This is a genomic window from Streptomyces sp. AC1-42W (assembly GCF_003248355.1).
Lineage (GTDB): Bacteria > Actinomycetota > Actinomycetes > Streptomycetales > Streptomycetaceae > Streptomyces.
In genome coordinates this window covers 253342-269865 of sequence record NZ_QKWY01000001.1, presented here as the reverse complement: position 1 = coordinate 269865, position 16524 = coordinate 253342, and the positions used below count along the sequence as shown (strand labels likewise).

Here is a 16524-nt window from a genome sequence, read left to right as displayed (position 1 = left end):
CCCCCGTCAGTCGCCGTCCCCCGGAGCCTCCGGCACGGCCCCCGCACTGCGCAGTTCGCCGATGATGCCGAAGGCCGCCGCGCACAGCGGGACCGCGAGCAGCATGCCGAGGATGCCCGCCACGCTCGCACCGGCCGTCAGGGCGATGAGGATCATGGCGGGGTGCATCTGGACCGTGCGGCTCTGGATCATCGGCTGGAGGATGTGGCCCTCCAGCACCTGCACGGCGAGGACGACACCGAGCACCCAGAGCGCGATCACGAAGCCCCGGTCCGCGAGGGCCACCAGCACCGCGACCGCCCCGGAGATGAACGCGCCGAGGTACGGGATGTAGGCGCCGACGAGCACCAGCGCGCCGAGCCCCACCGCGCCGGGCACCCGCAGGATCAGCAGCCCGATCGTGATGCAGCCGGCGTCGATCAGCGCGATGAGCGTCGTCCCGCGCATGAAACCCTCGACGGCCTCGAAGGCCCGCCGGCCCATCGCCTCGACCATGTCCCCGGTGCCGCGCGGGGCGATGGAGTGGGCGAGGCGCGCCGCGCGGTCGGAGTCGCGCAGGAAGAAGAAGGTCAGCAGCAGCGCGAGGACGCTGGTGGCGACGAGCGAGCCGACGAAGCTGATTCCGGTGAGGAGGCCGCCCGCCGCGCTCGCGCCGAACTTCTCGACCAGTTTGCGGCCGTTGGCCTCCAGGTCGTCCACGCTCAGGTCGCCCGCGACCCGGACGTGGTCGGTGACCCACTGCCCGGCGTCCTTCAGCGAGGCCACGATCTGGTCGCCGGTCTCGACGAGCGCGGAGACCACGATGTAGCCGGCGCCGCCGACCACGGCCAGCAGCAGCGCGCAGGTGATCCCGGCGGCCACCGAGCGGTTGACGCCGTGGGCGGTCATCCGGCGGTGGACGGGACCGAGCAGGGCCGTACCGAGCAGGGCGAGCAGCACCGGGGTGACGGCGGTCTTGAAGACGACGCACAGCCAGACGGCGACGGCGGCGACGCCGGTGACCAGCAGGACGACGCCGCACCAGGCGGCGGTCCGCCGGGCGCCGTCCGGCAGGAGGGGCTCGTGGGTCTGCACGCTGCCAGCCGATCACGCCTCACCGGCGGTGTCCCGCCCGCGCCGCCGTACGAGTGACGGGGTGTCATACGGCGGCGGGGGAGGGAGGGCCGGGCTCCGGCCGCACGGCGGCGGCGCGGGCCCGGCCGCGGCTCACATGCCGTGGACGGCGGGCACGGTGCCGAGGCGGCCGGCCTGGAAGTCCTCGAAGGCCTGCTTGAGTTCGGCCTGGCTGTTCATCACGAACGGCCCGTAGTGCGCCATCGGCTCGCGGATGGGACGGCCGCCGAGGAGCACGACCTCCAGGTCCGGGGTGTTCCCGTCCTGCTTCTCGTCCGCGCGCACGGTCAGCGAGGAGCCGGTGCCGAAGACGGCGGTCTGGCCCATGTGGACCGGCCGGCGCTCCGCGCCGACGGAGCCGCGCCCGGCGAGCACGTACGCGAGGCCGTTGAAGTCCTCGCGCCAGGGCAGGGTCACCTCGGCGCCGGGGCGCACGGTGGCGTGGATCATCGTGATCGGGGTGTGCGTGATGCCGGGGCCCTCGTGGCCGTCCAGCTCACCGGCGATGACCCGGAGCAGCGCGCCGCCGTCCGGGGAGGCGAGGAGCTGCACCTGGCCGCCGCGGATGTCCTGGTAGCGCGGGGCCATCATCTTGTCGGCCTTGGGCAGGTTCACCCACAGCTGGAGGCCGTGGAAGAGGCCGCCCGACATGACCAGGGACTCCGGCGGCGCCTCGATGTGGAGCAGCCCGCTGCCGGCGGTCATCCACTGCGTGTCGCCGTTCTGGATGGTGCCGCCGCCGCCGTTGGAGTCGCGGTGCACGAAGGTGCCGTCGATCAGGTACGTCACGGTCTCGAAGCCGCGGTGCGGGTGCCAGGGGGTGCCCTTCGGCTCACCGGCCGCGTACTCCACCTCACCCATCTGGTCCATCATGATGAACGGGTCGAGGTACTTGTAGTTGATCCCCGCGAAGGCGCGGCGGACCGGGAAGCCCTCGCCCTCGAAGCCGCTCGGCGCCGTGGTCACGGCGAGTACGGGACGGGCCGCGGCGTCGCCGGAAGCGACCACCTTGGGCAGGGTCAGCGGGTTCTCGACGGTCACTGCGGGCATCTGAGCCACCTCCAGGGGAGTGTTCTGCGTTCAATTTAGTTGAATGGTGAACATCCTGCAAGGCGTCGCCCATTCCCGCACGGCCCCGGACAGCCCGAAGGGGCCCGTACCGGCGGTGGTACGGACCCCTTCGAAAGGTCTTCGGGAAGCTGTCGGCCCCGGGCGGATCAGCCGCGGAGGGGCGCGTCAGCCGTACATGCGGCACATCAGCCGTACATGCGGCGCATCGCGAAGTCGACCATCTGCTCGACGGCCTTCGCGTCGAACACGATCCGGTGCTCGCCCTCCATGTCCAGGACGAAGCCGTAGCCGGTGGGCAGCAGGTCGATCACCTCGGCGCCGGTGATCACGAAGTACTTGGACTCCTTGCCCGCGTACAGCCGCAGCTCCTTGAGCGTGGTGAACATCGGGATCACGGGCTGCTGGGTGTTGTGCAGCGCCAGGAAACCGGGGTTGTCGCCGCGCGGGCAGTACACCTTCGACGTCGCGAAGATCTGCTGGAAGTCCTCGGCGGACAGCGAGCCGGTCGTGAAGGCCCGTACCGCGTCGCCCAGCGAGGGCGGCGAGGGCTCCGGGTACAGCGGCTGCTCGCCGTAGCCGCCCCCCATCGGCTGCTGCATAGGCTGCTGCGCGCCCTGGTTCTGGTCGTAGCCGTACATGGGACAAAGAGTAATCGGCCACATGTAGGGCTTGAGGGGTTGCGTCTTATTACTGACGGGTAGCATCATCGTAGAGGTCAGCTGATACGTCCGGGCCACCCCTCCACGGGGCGCTGCGCGCCACTGCTATTGATTACGGAGCCTTCCCATGGGGCACTACAAGTCGAATCTCCGCGACATCGAGTTCAACCTCTTCGAGGTGCTCGGGCGGGACAAGCTGTACGGCACCGGACCGTTCGCGGAGATGGACGTCGAGACGGCGAAGAGCATCCTTGAAGAGATCGCCCGTCTCGCCGAGAACGAGCTCGCCGACTCCTACGCCGACGCCGACCGCAACCCGCCGGTCTTCGACCCGGAGACCAACACCGCGCCGGTCCCCGACACCTTCAAGAAGTCGTACCAGGCGTTCATGGACTCCGAGTACTGGCGTCTGGGCCTGCCCGAGGAGATCGGCGGCACCACCTCGCCCCGCTCCCTGATCTGGGGCTACGCGGAGCTGCTGCTCGGCGCGAACCCGGCCGTCTGGATGTACTCCTCGGGCCCGGCGTTCGCCGGCATCCTCTTCGAGGAGGGCAACGAGGCGCAGAAGAAGATCGCCGAGATCGCCGTCGAGAAGCAGTGGGGCTCGACGATGGTGCTGACCGAGCCGGACGCCGGCTCCGACGTCGGCGCGGGCCGCACGAAGGCCGTCGAGCAGGAGGACGGCTCCTGGCACATCGAGGGCGTGAAGCGCTTCATCACCTCGGGTGAGCACGACATGTCGGAGAACATCCTCCACTACGTGCTGGCCCGCCCCGAGGGTGCCGGCCCCGGCACCAAGGGCCTCTCCCTCTTCCTGGTCCCGAAGTACCACTTCGACTGGACCACCGGCGAGCTGGGCGAGCGCAACGGCGTGTACGCGACGAACGTCGAGCACAAGATGGGCCTCAAGGCGTCCAACACCTGCGAGATGACGTTCGGCGACCGCCACCCCGCCAAGGGCTGGCTCATCGGCGACAAGCACGACGGCATCCGCCAGATGTTCCGCATCATCGAGTTCGCCCGCATGATGGTCGGCACGAAGGCCATCGCCACGCTCTCCACGGGCTACCTCAACGCGCTGGAGTACGCCAAGGAGCGCGTCCAGGGCACCGACCTGTCCGAGTTCATGAACAAGGCCGCGCCCAAGGTCACCATCACGCACCACCCCGACGTGCGCCGCTCGCTCATGACGCAGAAGGCGTACGCCGAGGGCATGCGCGCCCTCGTCCTCTACACCGCCTCCGTCCAGGACGCGATCCAGGAGAAGGAGGCGGCCGGCGAGGACGCCAAGGCGCTGCACGGCCTCAACGACCTGCTCCTGCCGATCGTCAAGGGCTACGGCTCCGAGAAGTCCTACGAGCAGCTGGCGCAGTCGCTCCAGACGTTCGGCGGCTCCGGGTACCTCCAGGAGTACCCGATCGAGCAGTACATCCGCGACGCCAAGATCGACACCCTGTACGAGGGCACGACGGCGATCCAGGGCCAGGACTTCTTCTTCCGGAAGATCGTCCGCGACCAGGGCGCCTCGCTCAACGCGCTCTCCGAGGAGATCAAGAAGTTCCTCGCGGGCGCCCAGGACAACGAGGAGCTGTCCGGCGCGCTGGACAACCTCGCGAAGGCCGCGGTGGACCTGGAGGCGATCGTCGGCACGATGATCACCGACCTCACCGCGACCGGCGAGGACGTCAAGAACATCTACAAGGTGGGCCTCAACACCACCCGCCTGCTGCTGGCCTCCGGCGATGTCGTCGTCGGCTACCTGCTGCTCAAGGGCGCGGCCGTGGCCGCCGAGAAGCTGCCGAACGCCTCCGCGAAGGACGTCCCCTTCTACCGGGGCAAGATCGCCGCCGCGAAGTTCTTCGCCGCGAACGTCCTGCCCGGTGTCGGCACCGAGCGCGCACTCGCCGAGTCCGTCGACAACGCGCTGATGGAGCTGGACGAGGCCGCGTTCTAAGCGCCTTCCGCACCTTCCACGGCCGCCGCCGCCCGGACCCCCGTCCGGGCGGCGGCGGCCGGACGATGCCCGGAGCCGGGCGGGGGCGACGGGGAATCCTTTCGGCCACGTCTGGCTACAGTGAAGAACATGAGTTCCTCCCCCCGCTTCGACCGCGGGCACACCGACGATCTGATGGCCTTCCTGATGGCCTCCCCCTCCCCGTACCACGCCGTGGCGACCGCCGCCGCGCGACTGGAGAAGGCCGGATTCCGGCAGCTGGAGGAGACCGCGGCCTGGGACGGAACCACAGGTGGCACGTACGTTCTGCGCGGTGGCGCGATCGTCGCCTGGTACGTGCCGGAGGGCGCCGGGGCGCACACCCCGTTCCGGATCGTCGGCGCACACACCGACTCGCCGAACCTCCGGGTCAAGCCGCTGCCCGACACCGGCGCGTACGGCTGGCGCCAGATCGCCGTGGAGATCTACGGCGGCACCCTGCTCAACACCTGGCTGGATCGCGACCTCGGTCTCGCCGGCCGGATTTCGCTCCGCGACGGCACGGACCGGCTGGTCTCCATCGACCGGCCGCTGCTGCGCGTCCCCCAGCTCGCCGTGCACCTGGACCGGTCGGTCAACAGCGACGGGCTCAAGCTGGACCGGCAGAAGCACATGCAGCCCATCTGGGGCCTCGGGGACGTGGAGGAGGGCGACCTCATCCGGTTCGTCGCCGATGAGGCGGGCGTCGACGCCGAGGACATCACCGGCTGGGACCTCATGCCGCACCCCGTCGAGCCGCCGTCCTACCTGGGCCGCGACCGCGAGCTGGTGGCCGGTCCACGCATGGACAACCTGCTCTCGGTGCACGCGGCGACCGCGGCGCTCGCCGCCGTCGCGAGGGAGCCCGACGCCGAGCTGCCGTACATCCCGGTGATGGCCGCCTTCGACCACGAGGAGAACGGCTCGCAGTCCGACACCGGCGCGGACGGGCCGCTGCTCGGCACGGTCCTGGAACGGTCGGTCTTCGCCCGGGGCGGGGGATACGAGGACCGCTCCCGCGCCTTCGCCGGTACGGTCTGCCTCTCGTCCGACACCGGCCACGCGGTCCACCCCAACTACGCGGAGCGCCACGACCCCACGCACCATCCGGTCCTCAACGGCGGCCCCATCCTCAAGGTCAACGTCAACATGCGGTACGCGACGGACGGTGCCGGCCGCTCCGTGTTCGCCGCGGCCTGCGAGAAGGCGGGCGTGCCGTGGCAGACGTTCGTCTCCAACAACGCGATGCCCTGCGGCACGACGATCGGCCCCATCACCGCCGCGCGCCACGGCATCAAGACCGTGGACATCGGCGTCGCCATCCTGTCCATGCACAGCGCCCGCGAACTCTGCGGCGCGGACGACCCGTACCTGCTGGCGAACGCCCTCGCGGCGTTCCTGACGGGCTGACGGAACGAGGCCGCGAGCCGGGGGCCGGCCAGGAGCCGGCGGGGGCCCCGGCCCGGCGCACGGTACGCGCCAACCCACGCCCCGCGCATGCTCGTTGCCGCGCAGGGTACGCGCTCCGTACACGGCCCGGAGATGCCGGGCCGCCGAGGAGGCGGGATTCATGGGACTCGGAGGATGCATCATCCTCATCGGCGCGGGGGCGATCCTCGCCTTCGCGACCGACTGGCACATGGACAGCGTCAGCGTCGATCTGGTCGGCTGGATCATGATGATCGTCGGCATCATCGGTGTCTGCGTCTACGCGAGCGTCATCCGGCGCCGCCGCATGGTCGTACCGCCCACCACGACGGTGGTGTCCGACGACGAACGGCACCTGTGACCGGGTACGATCCGGCCATACCCCCGGAACGCCGCGCCGGAGTCCCCGATATTCTGGGCTCTTGCCCGTGACCCGGCACCGGGCGCGTCAGACCCGGGAGGGAAGCCGCTCGTGGAGTTCCGGCTGCTCGGCACCGTCTGTGTGGACACACTGACCGGTCCGCTGCCGCTCGGCCCCGCCAAGCGCCGCAGTCTGCTCGCCGCCCTGCTGCTGCACGCCAACACCCCCGTATCGATGGCCCGGCTGACGGACTGCCTGTGGGACGACGAACCACCGCTGCACGCGCGGACGGTGATCCAGGGCCATGTCTCCCGGCTGCGGGCTCTGCTGGTGGACGCGGACGCGGAGGCGTACGGGGTCGAGCTGGCGACGCTCGGGGACGCGTATGTGCTCCGGGTGCCGGAGACACTGCTTGACTCCCAGCGGTTCGAGGAACTGCTGATGCTGGCCCGCGAGCAGCGGGGCCCCGCGGACACGGTGCTGATGCTGAAGGAGGCCCTGTCGCTGTGGGAGGGCCCCGCTCTCACCGGCACCTACGCCAGCGCCCCCCTGCAGGCGGCGGCCCACGCGCTGGAGGAGTCCCGGCTCTCGACGGTCGAGCAACTGGCCCGTGCGTACGGGGAGCTGGGCGAGCACCACCGCGCGGCGGCGGTCCTGCGCGCGGAGTCGGTCGCCCACCCGCTGCGCGAATCCCTGGCGGCGGGCCTGGTGACGGCCCTGTACCGCTCGGGCCGCCAGTCCGAAGCGCTGGACTGCTTCCACCGGACCCGCCGCCTGCTGGCCGACGAACTGGGCATCGATCCGGGCCGCGAACTGGCCGACGCGTACGCCCGCATCCTGCGGGGCGACGAGGGCCCGGTCCGCCGCACGGAGCCCGCCGGGGCGCCCGAAGCGGTGGCCGCCGGGCCCGTGGCCCCCGGCCCGCAGGCGCCCGACGCCGCCGATGCCCCCGACCCGACCGGCGCGGAGGCCGGGGACCACGGGCCCGGCGCCCCTGCCGCACCCGCCGCGCCCAACGGGGGAGCCGCGCCCGCGGCGGCGCCCGCCCGCGCGCCCGCGGCGGCGCCCGCCCGCGCGCCCGCGGCGGCGCCCGCCCTCGCGGCCGCGCAGGCCGTCGATCTGCTGCCCCGTGCCCCGCGCGGGTTCCACGGGCGCGGCGCCGAGCTGACCGCCCTGTCCCGGGCCGCCGCCGGGGAGGCGCCCGTGTGCCTGGTCACCGGGCCCGCCGGGGTCGGCAAGACCGCGCTGGCGCTGCACTGGGCACGCCGGTCCCCCGCCGCCTTCCCGGACGGTCGGCTGTTCGCCGATCTGCGCGGGTTCGGGGACACCGCCGAGCCGACCCCGCTGGAGGTGCTGCGGGAGTTCCTGCTCGCGCTCGGGGTGGCGCCCCGCCGCGTCCCGGAGTCGGCGGCCGGCGCGGCGGCCCTGTTCCGGTCGCTGACCGACCGGCTGAGCCTGCTCGTCGTGCTCGACAACGCCCGCAACTCGGCGCAGGTCAGGCCGCTGCTGCCGGGCGGGGCGGACTGCGTCACGCTGGTGACCAGCAGGCACCGGCTGGAGGGGCTCATCGCCTCGGACGCCGCCGTCCCCGTCCCGCTGGACATACTGGAGCCGCCGGACGGCACCGCGCTGCTCGCCGGGGTCCTCGGCGAGGAACGGGTCCTGGCCGAACCGGTGGCGGCCGGGCGGCTGGCCGAACTGTGCGGTGGACTGCCCCTGGCCCTGCGGGTGACGGCGGCCCGGCTGGCCGGCCGGCCGCAGTGGACGCTGGCCGCGATGGCCGACGAACTCGCGGACGAGCGGAGCCGACTGTCGTACCTGAACGTGGAGGACACCGGCGTCTCCGCCGCGCTCCGGCTCACCGTGCAGCAGCTGCCCGCGGACGCCGTCCACCACCTCAGCCGGCTCGGCCACCACCCGGGCAGCCACTTCGACCCGTACACCGCCGCCGCGCTCGCCGGGAGCGACCCGGTCACCGCAGGGGCCGCGCTGGAACGGCTCGCCGCCGCCCATCTGGTCACGGAGGCCGGTCCGGGGCGCTGGATACTGCACGATCTCGTCCGGCTGTACGCGCGCGGGCTCGACCCGGAGGCCGGGCCGGACGCGCTCCGGGGCGTGCTCGACCACTACATCGCCACCGCGCTCGCGGCCGCCGACACGGCGGAACCGGGCGGCGAGCCCTGCTTCGTCCTGCCCGACGGCTACCGCGCGCCGGCCGCGATCCGGGACTTCACCGACCGGACGGAGGCCATGCGGTGGCTGGCCGCCGAACGCGAGGACCTGACCCTGGCCGCCGCGGCCGCCAGGACCGCCGGGCTCGACGACCGGGCCTGGCGGATCATCCTGCTCCAGTGGCCGCACATGGTGTGGCGGGTCCGGGACGGCTGGACGCCGATGCTGGAGCTGGCCCTCGCCGCGGCCCTCGACCTCAAGGACCCGTACGCCGAATCACGGGTCCGCAATCTGCTCGGCTGGGTGCTGACGGAGGAGGGCAGGACGGGTGAGGCCGTCGCCATACTCGATCCGTCGCCCGGTCTCGCCCGGCAGTGCGGGGACCGGCTCGGCGAGGCGACGGCGCTGGTCAACCTGGCGATCGTGCAGGCCGAGCAAGGAGACCTCGAACTGGCGATGGAGAGCTGCGAACGGGCGCTGGAGCTGGCCCGGGAGGAGCCCGACGCCCATACGGAGATGCTCGCGCTCCAGCACCTGGCCCGGATGCAGCTCACGGCAGGCCGGCCGCAGGACGCCCTGGACTCCGCCAGGACCGCCTTCGACCTGGGCCCCGAGCAGGAGGAGGCGGCCCGCCGGGTGCTGCTGCTGTCCGTCAGCGGGGAGGCGCGTCTCGCCCTCGGCGCGGAGGAGAAGGGCATCCGCCTCCTGGACGAGGCCGCGTCCGAGGCGGAGCGCACGGGCTACGACGAGGGCGCGGTCCGGGCCCTGGAGGCGCTGCTGCGCGTCACGGCGAGCCCGGACTACGTGCGCCGCCGGGACGAGGCGGCACGCCGCCTGTCAGCCGACGCCTGACCCGTCCTCGTCCAGGCCGGCCAGCACCAGCGGCAGCCGGGCGGCCCCGCCCTCCGTGACGCGGACCGGGACGCCCCAGTCCTGCTGGTGGACATGGCAGGCCGGGTACTCGTTCGCCGGGTCGTCGTCGCAGGACGCGGCCATCGCGGAGACGTGGAGGACGCCCTCGGTGACGCCGTCCGCGAGGACGAGGTCGCGGAACAGGTCGGTGCCCGCGCCGTCGCCCGAGGCCAGCAGTTCCGGCGGAGTGGCGGAGACCAGCAGCCGGGTCGAGGGCCCGTACCGGGTGTCCAGCTTCTGCCCGGCGGGGGCCTGGAAGACGATGTCGAGCCGGAGCGCGCCGGGCGCGACCTCGGTGGCCGCCCGCTGGGTGCGGTGGGCCCGCTCGGCGACGCGTACCGCCTCCTCGGGCAGCCGCAGCCGGGTCAGCCGGTGCCGGGCGGACTCCACGACGACGAGGTCGCCGTCCACCAGGACGGCCCCGCTGGGCTCCCGCAGGTCCGTGGCGAGGGTGGTGACCTCGTCGGTCGCCGGGTCGTAGCGGCGCAGGGCGTGGTTGTACGTGTCGCAGACGGCGACGGACCCGTCCGGGAGGGCGGTGACGCCCAGCGGATGCTGGAACAGGGCCTGCCCGGCCTCCCCGTCCCGGTGGCCGAAGTCGAAGAGCCCGGTGCCCACGGCGGTGTGCACGGCGCCCTCTCGGTCGACCCAGCGCAGCGCGGACGTCTCCGAGTCGGCGACCCACAGCCGCTCGCCGGCCGCCGCGAGCCCGGACGGCTGGGCGAACCACGCCTCCGCGCCGGGCCCGTCGACCAGGCCCTCGTTGGTGGTCCCGGCGGCGGCGCGTACGGTGCCGTCCTCGGGGTCGTACGTCCACAACTGGTGGACACCGGCCATGGCGATCCAGAGCCGGTCGCCGAACCAGGCGACGTCCCACGGCGAGGAGAGGTCGGTCTCGCGGGCCGGACCGCTGGTGGCCGCGCCCTGCCACCACTGGCGGCCGGTACCGGCGAGGGTGGTCGTCTCCCCGGTGGTGAGGTCGAGCGCGCGGAGGGCGTGGTTGACCGTGTCGGCGACCGCGATCCGCCCGTCGGGCAGCAGGGCGAGGCCCTGGGGCTCGCTGAAGCGGACCTGCTCCGGCCCGCCGTCGGCGAATCCGCGCTCGCCCGTCCCGAAGTGCCGGCGCACGGTCTCGCCGTCCGGGTCCAGCTCGACCAGCCGGTGCCGGGTGGTGTCGGAGACCAGGAAGCCGCCGTCCGCGAGGGCCAGCGCCTTGCCGGGGAACCGCAGATGGGTGGCGACCGGCTCCGGCGCGACGTACGGGCCGTCGCCGCGGCGCAGGGTGCCCTTCGCGCCGTGCTCCGCCTCCAGCTCCTCGACCAGCTTCTCGATGGCGTGGGCGTGCCCCTCACCGGCGTGCTGGGCGACGACATAGCCCTCGGGGTCGATGACGACGAGCGTGGGCCAGGCGCGTACGGCGTACTGCTTCCAGGTGGCCAGCTCGGGGTCGTCGAGCACCGGGTGGTGGACCTCGTACCGCTCCACCGCGTCCACGACGGCCTGGTGCTCGGCCTCGTGGACGAACTTCGGTGAGTGCACGCCGATGATCACGACGGTGTCGCGGTGCTTCTCCTCCAGCTCGCGCAGCTCATCGAGGACATGCAGGCAGTTCACACAGCAGAAGGTCCAGAAATCCAGGACGACGATGCGTCCCCGCAGGTCGGCGAGGGTGTACTGCCGGTCGCCTGTATTGAGCCAGCCGCCCTTGCCGACGAGTTCGGGGGCCCTGACGCGCGCACGTGTTGCCATGGCACCAGTCAACATCACCGTGGCCTCCCCGCATTCCGCCGGTGGGTCGGGGAACCTGGGGGCCATGAGACTTCTTGTGCGCGAGCGCCTCCTCGGCATCGGTGACGACTACTGGATCGAGGACACGGAGGGCCGCAAGGTCTTCCTGGTCGACGGCAAGGCCATGCGGGTGCGCGACACCTTCGAGCTGAAGGACGCGCAGGGCCGCATCGTCGTCGAGATCCGCCAGAAGCTCCTCAGCCTGCGCGACACGATGCTGATCGAACGCGACGGCGAGCAGCTGGCCCGGATCAAGCGCAAGCGGCTCTCGCTGCTCCGCAACCACTACCGCGTGACGCTGGTGGACGGTACCGAGCTGGACGTCAGCGGCAAGATCCTGGACCGCGAGTTCGCCGTGGAGTACGACGGTGAGCTGCTGGCCCAGATCTCCCGCCGCTGGCTGACCGTCCGCGACACCTACGGCATCGACATCGTCCGTGAGGACGCGGACCCGGCGCTGCTGATCGCGGTGGCGGTCTGCGTGATCGTGCTGGCGGAGAAGGAGCACGAGGACTGACCGCGCGGTCGTACGCCGAAGGGCCCGTGTTTCACGTGAAACACGGGCCCTTCCGGCTGACGGGTCTATCCGGTCGGGCCCAGGCGCCGGTCCTTGAGCGCGGGGAACTGCTCCCGTGTCGCGGCGACCTTGGCCACGTCGAACTCCACGGTCAGCACCTCCTCACCCGCGCCCGCCTCCGCGAGCACCTCGCCCCAGGGGTCCACGACCAGGGAGTGTCCGGCCTGCGGGACCCCCGCGTGGGTGCCGGCGCAGCCGACGGCCAGCACATACGCCTGATTCTCGACGGCACGGGCCTGGGCGAGCAGGGTCCAGTGGGCGCGGCGGCGCTCCGGCCAGCCGGCGGCGACGACCAGGGTTTCGGCCCCGGCATCGATCAGGCCCCGGAACAGCTCGGGGAAGCGCAGGTCGTAGCAGGTGGCCAGGCCGAGCGTGGTCGTGGGCAGGGCGACGGTCACCAGGTCCTCGCCGGCGCCCATCATGACGGCCTCGCCCTGGTCGAAGCCGAAGCGGTGGATCTTGCGGTAGGCGGCGACCCGTTCGCCCTGGGGGGAGAAGACGAGCGCGGTGTTGTAGAGGGTGCCGTCGTCCGCCCGCTCCACGAGGGAGCCCGCGTGCAACCAGACCCCGGCCTCGGCGGCGGCCTCCGCCATCGCCCGGTGCGTCGGTCCGGTCAGCGGCTCCGCCTCGTCCTCGAACGCCGTGTAGGAGAAGGCGCCGACGGGCCACAGTTCGGGGAGCACCACGAGGTCCGAGCCCCGTTGTCCGACGACCAGTGAGGCGGCGCGCCGCCTGCGGGAATCGACGGATTCGTCCGGGTCTACCGCGATCTGGATGAGGGAGGCGCGCACACTACCACCGTCCTGGCATTCGAGCCGTCGACACGGCCTACGATCGTCACACGAAAGCACTGCCGGGGTGCCTGCTCGCAGCGTAACTTAGCCATCGAACCCAATCGCCGCCCGCAGCCCGCAGCCCGACCGCCCGCGCCCAGTTGCCCATGCACCGCAGAACCGCACGAGGGGTCACGTGACCGTCCATCCCAGCCTTCAGACCTACGCCGACGCCTGGACCCACTCCATCGAGTCGATAGCCGAGCTGGTGGGCCCGCTCACCGAGGGCGAGTGGAACGGCCGCACGCCCTGCCCCAACTGGTCGGTGCGCGACATCGTCTCGCACATCATCGGCATGGAGTGCGAGCAGCTCGGCGATCCGCGTCCGATCCACACCCTGCCGCGCGATCTCTTCCATGTGCAGAGCGACTTCGCCCGCTACATGGAGATGCAGGTGGACGTCCGGCGCCACCACACCGCGCCGGAGATGACCTCCGAGCTGGAGTACACGATCATTCGCCGGGCCCGGCAGCTGCGCAACGAGACGCGGGACCCGGAGACCATGGTGCGGGCGCCGCTGGGTGCCGAGCAGACCCTGGAGACGGCGCTGCGGATGCGCGCGTTCGACGTCTGGGTGCACGAGCAGGACCTGCGCACGGCCCTGGGCCGCCCCGGCAACCTGGACTCCCCCGGCGCCGCGGTCGCCCGCGACATCCTGCTGCTCGGGCTGCCGAAGGTGGTGGCCAAGAGCGCGGGGGCACCGGCCAACTCCGCGGTCGTGCTGGATGTGCACGGGGACCTGGAGTTCCTGCGCACGGTGCGGGTGGATGCCGAGGGGCGCGGTTCGCTGGACGTCGCCCCGTCGCTCGGGCCGGCCGCCACGCTGTCCATGGACTGGGAGACGTACGTACGGCTGGCCTGCGGCCGGGTGCGTCCCGCCGCCGTCGCGGACCGGATCAAGACGGAGGGCGACCAGGAGCTGGCCGACGCGATCCTCCAGCACTTCGCCGTCACCCCGTAACCCCGGACACGGCCCCGGCACACAGCGGCGCCCGCCCCCACGAGGGGGACGGGCGCGCCGCCGTTTCCGGGCCCGCACGGGCTCATACGGGCACGTGCACCGCTTCCACGCGGCTGATCACGTAGGTCTCGCGCTCGCGGCGGGCGGCCTTCCGGCGCAGCCGCAGGATCTGGGTGACGCCGAGCGCCTCCAGGACGAAGACGGAGGAGAACGCCACCCGGTAGTCGTCGCCGGTCGCGTCCAGCAGGATGCCGACGGCCAGCAGGGTGGTCATCGAGGCGATGAAGCCGCCCATGTTGACGATGCCGGACGCGGTGCCCTGGCGTTCCGGCGGGTTGGCCGGGCGGGAGAAGTCGAAGCCGATCATCGAGGCCGGTCCGCAGGCCCCGAGCACCGTGCACAGGACGATCAGCAGCCACATCGGCGCGTGGTCGCCGGGGTGGAGGACCGTCGCCGCCCACAGCGTGGCCGTGGTGCCGACCGTGCCCAGGGCGAGCGGGACGCGGGCCGCGTGGTGGCGGGCGATGACCTGCCCGTAGACGAGTCCGAGCGCCATGTTGGACAGCACCACGAGCGTCAGCAGCTCACCGGCGGTCCCCCGGTCCAGCCCCTGGTCCTCGACCAGGAACGGCATGCCCCACAGCAGCAGGAACACCATGGCCGGGAACTGCGTCGTGAAGTGCACCCACATCCCGAGCCGGGTGCCGGGCTCCCGCCAGGCGGCGGCGATCTGCTTGCGTACGTAGGCCCAGCCGGCGTGCCGCACGGGCGGCGGCTCGTACCCCTCGGGGTGGTCCTTCAGGAAGAGCAGGAGCAGCACCAGGACCACGACTCCGGCCAGCGAGCTGCCGACGAAGGTGGCCGTCCAGCCGAAGCCGTGCAGGGCACGGGCGATGACCAGGGTCGAGACGAGGTTGCCCGCCATCCCGAACAGGGCCGCGACCTGGCCGATCAGCGGTCCGCGCCGGGCCGGGAACCAGCGCGAACCCAGCCGCAGCACGCTGATGAACGTCATCGCGTCGCCGCAGCCCAGCAGCGCGCGGGAGGCGAGCGCCGTGCCGTACGAGGGGGAGAGCGCGAAGCCGAGCTGGCCGAGGGTGAACAGGACGGCCCCGAGGGTGAGGACCCGCTTGGTGCCGAGCCGGTCGACCATCAGGCCGACGGGTATCTGCATGCCCGCGTAGACGAGCAGCTGGAGGATGGAGAAGGTGGAGAGCGCCGAGGCGTTGACGCCGAACCGGTCGGCGGCGTCGAGCCCGGCGACGCCGAGGCTCGTGCGGAAGATGATGGCGACGAAGTAGACGGCGACGCCGATGCCCCAGACCCAGGCGGCGCGCCGGCCGCCCGGCGGGTCACCGGGCAGGGGCAGCGTGGGCGCGGCGGCGGAACTCAACGGTCCTCACCGCCCATGACCAGCGCCCTGACCCGGCCGACGTGGCGGCGCACGACCCGGGCGGCGTCCTCGGCGTCACCGCCCCGGATCGCCTCCAGCAGCTCGCCGTGCTCCGCGATGTTTGCGGCGATCCTGTCGGGGTGGGCCTCCATGACGGCGACGCCCATCCGCAGCTGGCGGTCGCGCAGCTGGTCGTAGAGGCGGGACAGGATCTGGTTGCCCGCGTGCCGGACGATCTCGGCGTGGAAGCAGCGGTCCTTCACGGAGACGGTGGCCAGGTCACCGGCCTCGGAGTGGCGCCGCTGCTCCTCCAGGAGCGCTTCGAGGCGGGCGATGAGCTGCGGGGGCGCGGGCACGGCCTTCCGGGCCGCGAACTCCTCGACCAGCAGCCGGGTCTCCACCACGTCCGCGATCTCCTGCGCGGAGACGGCGAGCACCAGGGCGCCCTTCTTCGGGTAGAGCTTGATCAGCCCCTCGACCTCCAGGCGCAGCAGCGCCTCGCGCACCGGCGTCCGCGAGACCCCCACCGCCTCGGCGAGGCCCCCCTCGGTCAGCAGCGTGCCGCCCTCGTAGCGGCGGGCCAGGACGGCGTCCTTGACGTGCGTGTAGACGCGCTCGGCGGCCGGCGGCCGCTTGGCGGGCGGAGTGGCGGGGGCGGACGGGGCCGGGTGTGCGGCGGGTGCGGGGGGAGCGGAGGGGGCGGGGGCAGGCATGGACACAGCATAGATACAACATGTACGCAAGCGTCGCCCCGGTCCACGATGCGGGCGGCCGCGCTACCGCTCGCAGGTCAGCAGGAGCGTGGTGGTGCCGTCCTCCTCGGCGATGTCCCGGACGTGCCGGAAGCCGACCTTGCGCAGGGCGGCCAGCGAGGCCGCGTTCGGCTCCGCCACCGTCGCGTACACCTGGTCCAGCTCCAGCACCTCGAATCCGTACGCGACGATCCTGCGCGCGAGTTCGGTGCCGAGGCCCTGGCCCCACGCCTCGTGCGCGAGGGCGTAGATCAGCTCATGCCCCTCGACGGCCTTCGACGGCTTGATCTCCGCGTGCCCGACCATCCGGCCGACCCGGCGTACGGCCCAGACGTCGAAGGCGCCCGGCTCGTACACATGCGTGAAGATGCGGGAGAAGAGGGCGCGGCAGCTCTCCTCGGGCTCGGGGCCGTCGCCGATCCAGCGGGAGACCCGGGTGTCCAGGAAGAGGGCGACGAAGTCCTCCTCGTCGGCGGGCACATACGGTTCGAGGACCAGGCGTTCGCTGCACAAGGCGGGGGAAGGGGTCATG

14 protein-coding genes are annotated in these 16524 nt (G+C 72.4%); 6 read left to right on the top strand and 8 right to left on the bottom strand.

Translation table 11 applies throughout. From position 1 onward, the window contains the following. Window positions 1-6: 6 nt before the first annotated feature. The 3 genes from DNK56_RS01240 to DNK56_RS01230 all read right to left on the bottom strand — a co-directional run bounded on the left by DNK56_RS01240 (window position 7) and on the right by DNK56_RS01230 (window position 2822). On the bottom strand, window positions 7-1074 hold the full coding sequence (locus tag DNK56_RS01240; RefSeq protein ID WP_111329857.1) for an AI-2E family transporter: 1068 nt from the start codon (window positions 1072-1074) through the stop codon (window positions 7-9). Window positions 1075-1206: 132 nt separating this feature from the next. After that, window positions 1207-2163, bottom strand: coding sequence for a pirin family protein (locus DNK56_RS01235; protein ID WP_111329855.1), 957 nt, complete (start codon window positions 2161-2163; stop codon window positions 1207-1209). A gap of 206 nt (window positions 2164-2369) precedes the next feature. Beyond that, window positions 2370-2822, bottom strand: coding sequence for an SseB family protein (locus tag DNK56_RS01230; protein WP_111329853.1), 453 nt, complete (start codon window positions 2820-2822; stop codon window positions 2370-2372). Window positions 2823-2970: 148 nt separating this feature from the next. Between DNK56_RS01230 and DNK56_RS01225 the strand changes: the two genes are divergently transcribed. From DNK56_RS01225 to DNK56_RS01210, 4 genes are all read left to right on the top strand, one after another. Then, window positions 2971-4797 (top strand): acyl-CoA dehydrogenase, encoded by a 1827-nt coding sequence (locus DNK56_RS01225; protein ID WP_111329851.1) that lies wholly within the window; start codon window positions 2971-2973, stop codon window positions 4795-4797. A 129-nt stretch (window positions 4798-4926) separates the two neighbouring features. Beyond that, the gene (locus DNK56_RS01220; protein WP_111335320.1) at window positions 4927-6225 is read left to right on the top strand and encodes a M18 family aminopeptidase; all 1299 of its coding nucleotides are present in this window, start codon (window positions 4927-4929) and stop codon (window positions 6223-6225) included. A gap of 160 nt (window positions 6226-6385) precedes the next feature. Beyond that, window positions 6386-6604, top strand: a complete 219-nt coding sequence (locus tag DNK56_RS01215; RefSeq protein ID WP_111329849.1) for a DUF6458 family protein — start codon at window positions 6386-6388, stop codon at window positions 6602-6604. Window positions 6605-6715: 111 nt separating this feature from the next. Continuing rightward, entirely contained in the window at window positions 6716-9628 is a 2913-nt protein-coding gene (locus DNK56_RS01210) for an AfsR/SARP family transcriptional regulator (protein WP_111329847.1), read from the top strand. On the opposite strand, the gene DNK56_RS01205 is transcribed toward DNK56_RS01210, so the two are convergent. Continuing rightward, entirely contained in the window at window positions 9614-11437 is a 1824-nt protein-coding gene (locus DNK56_RS01205) for an NHL domain-containing thioredoxin family protein (protein WP_111329845.1), read from the bottom strand. The two genes, DNK56_RS01210 and DNK56_RS01205, sit on opposite strands and share 15 nt — an antisense overlap. A 64-nt stretch (window positions 11438-11501) precedes the next feature. Here DNK56_RS01205 and DNK56_RS01200 point away from each other — a divergent pair, with 64 nt between their 5' ends. Then, window positions 11502-11993 carry an LURP-one-related/scramblase family protein gene (locus tag DNK56_RS01200; RefSeq protein WP_111329843.1) on the top strand — a complete coding sequence of 164 codons (492 nt, stop codon included), beginning with the start codon at window positions 11502-11504 and terminating at the stop codon, window positions 11991-11993. 65 nt (window positions 11994-12058) lie between these two features. Here DNK56_RS01200 and DNK56_RS01195 read toward each other — a convergent pair whose 3' ends face one another. After that, the gene (locus DNK56_RS01195) at window positions 12059-12844 is read right to left on the bottom strand and encodes a carbon-nitrogen family hydrolase (RefSeq protein ID WP_111329841.1); all 786 of its coding nucleotides are present in this window, start codon (window positions 12842-12844) and stop codon (window positions 12059-12061) included. A 178-nt stretch (window positions 12845-13022) separates the two neighbouring features. Between DNK56_RS01195 and DNK56_RS01190 the strand changes: the two genes are divergently transcribed. Next, window positions 13023-13847 (top strand): maleylpyruvate isomerase family mycothiol-dependent enzyme, encoded by an 825-nt coding sequence (locus tag DNK56_RS01190; RefSeq protein WP_111329839.1) that lies wholly within the window; start codon window positions 13023-13025, stop codon window positions 13845-13847. 82 nt (window positions 13848-13929) lie between these two features. Here the strand turns inward: DNK56_RS01190 and DNK56_RS01185 are convergent, their stop codons facing one another. The 3 genes from DNK56_RS01185 to DNK56_RS01175 all read right to left on the bottom strand — a co-directional run bounded on the left by DNK56_RS01185 (window position 13930) and on the right by DNK56_RS01175 (window position 16523). Further along, on the bottom strand, window positions 13930-15240 hold the full coding sequence (locus DNK56_RS01185; protein WP_111329837.1) for an MFS transporter: 1311 nt from the start codon (window positions 15238-15240) through the stop codon (window positions 13930-13932). Next, on the bottom strand, window positions 15237-15953 hold the full coding sequence (locus tag DNK56_RS01180; RefSeq protein WP_111335317.1) for a GntR family transcriptional regulator: 717 nt from the start codon (window positions 15951-15953) through the stop codon (window positions 15237-15239). The genes DNK56_RS01185 and DNK56_RS01180 overlap by 4 nt, the downstream gene beginning before the upstream one ends. A 63-nt stretch (window positions 15954-16016) precedes the next feature. Further along, on the bottom strand, window positions 16017-16523 hold the full coding sequence (locus DNK56_RS01175) for a GNAT family N-acetyltransferase (RefSeq protein WP_111329835.1): 507 nt from the start codon (window positions 16521-16523) through the stop codon (window positions 16017-16019). Between the last annotated feature and the right edge of the window lies 1 nt (window position 16524).

Excerpts from the sequence above, each read along its gene's own strand:
- DNK56_RS01235 (WP_111329855.1), bottom strand. The coding sequence starts at position 2,163 with ATGCCCGCAGTGACCGTCGAGAACCCGCTGACCCTGCCCAAGGTGGTC.
- DNK56_RS01230 (WP_111329853.1), bottom strand. The coding sequence starts at position 2,822 with ATGTACGGCTACGACCAGAACCAGGGCGCGCAGCAGCCTATGCAGCAG.
- DNK56_RS01225 (WP_111329851.1), top strand. The coding sequence starts at position 2,971 with ATGGGGCACTACAAGTCGAATCTCCGCGACATCGAGTTCAACCTCTTC.
- DNK56_RS01220 (WP_111335320.1), top strand. The coding sequence starts at position 4,927 with ATGAGTTCCTCCCCCCGCTTCGACCGCGGGCACACCGACGATCTGATG.
- DNK56_RS01215 (WP_111329849.1), top strand. The coding sequence starts at position 6,386 with ATGGGACTCGGAGGATGCATCATCCTCATCGGCGCGGGGGCGATCCTC.
- DNK56_RS01205 (WP_111329845.1), bottom strand. The coding sequence starts at position 11,437 with ATGGCAACACGTGCGCGCGTCAGGGCCCCCGAACTCGTCGGCAAGGGC.
- DNK56_RS01200 (WP_111329843.1), top strand. The coding sequence starts at position 11,502 with ATGAGACTTCTTGTGCGCGAGCGCCTCCTCGGCATCGGTGACGACTAC.
- DNK56_RS01180 (WP_111335317.1), bottom strand. The coding sequence starts at position 15,953 with ATGCCTGCCCCCGCCCCCTCCGCTCCCCCCGCACCCGCCGCACACCCG.
- DNK56_RS01175 (WP_111329835.1), bottom strand. The coding sequence starts at position 16,523 with ATGACCCCTTCCCCCGCCTTGTGCAGCGAACGCCTGGTCCTCGAACCG.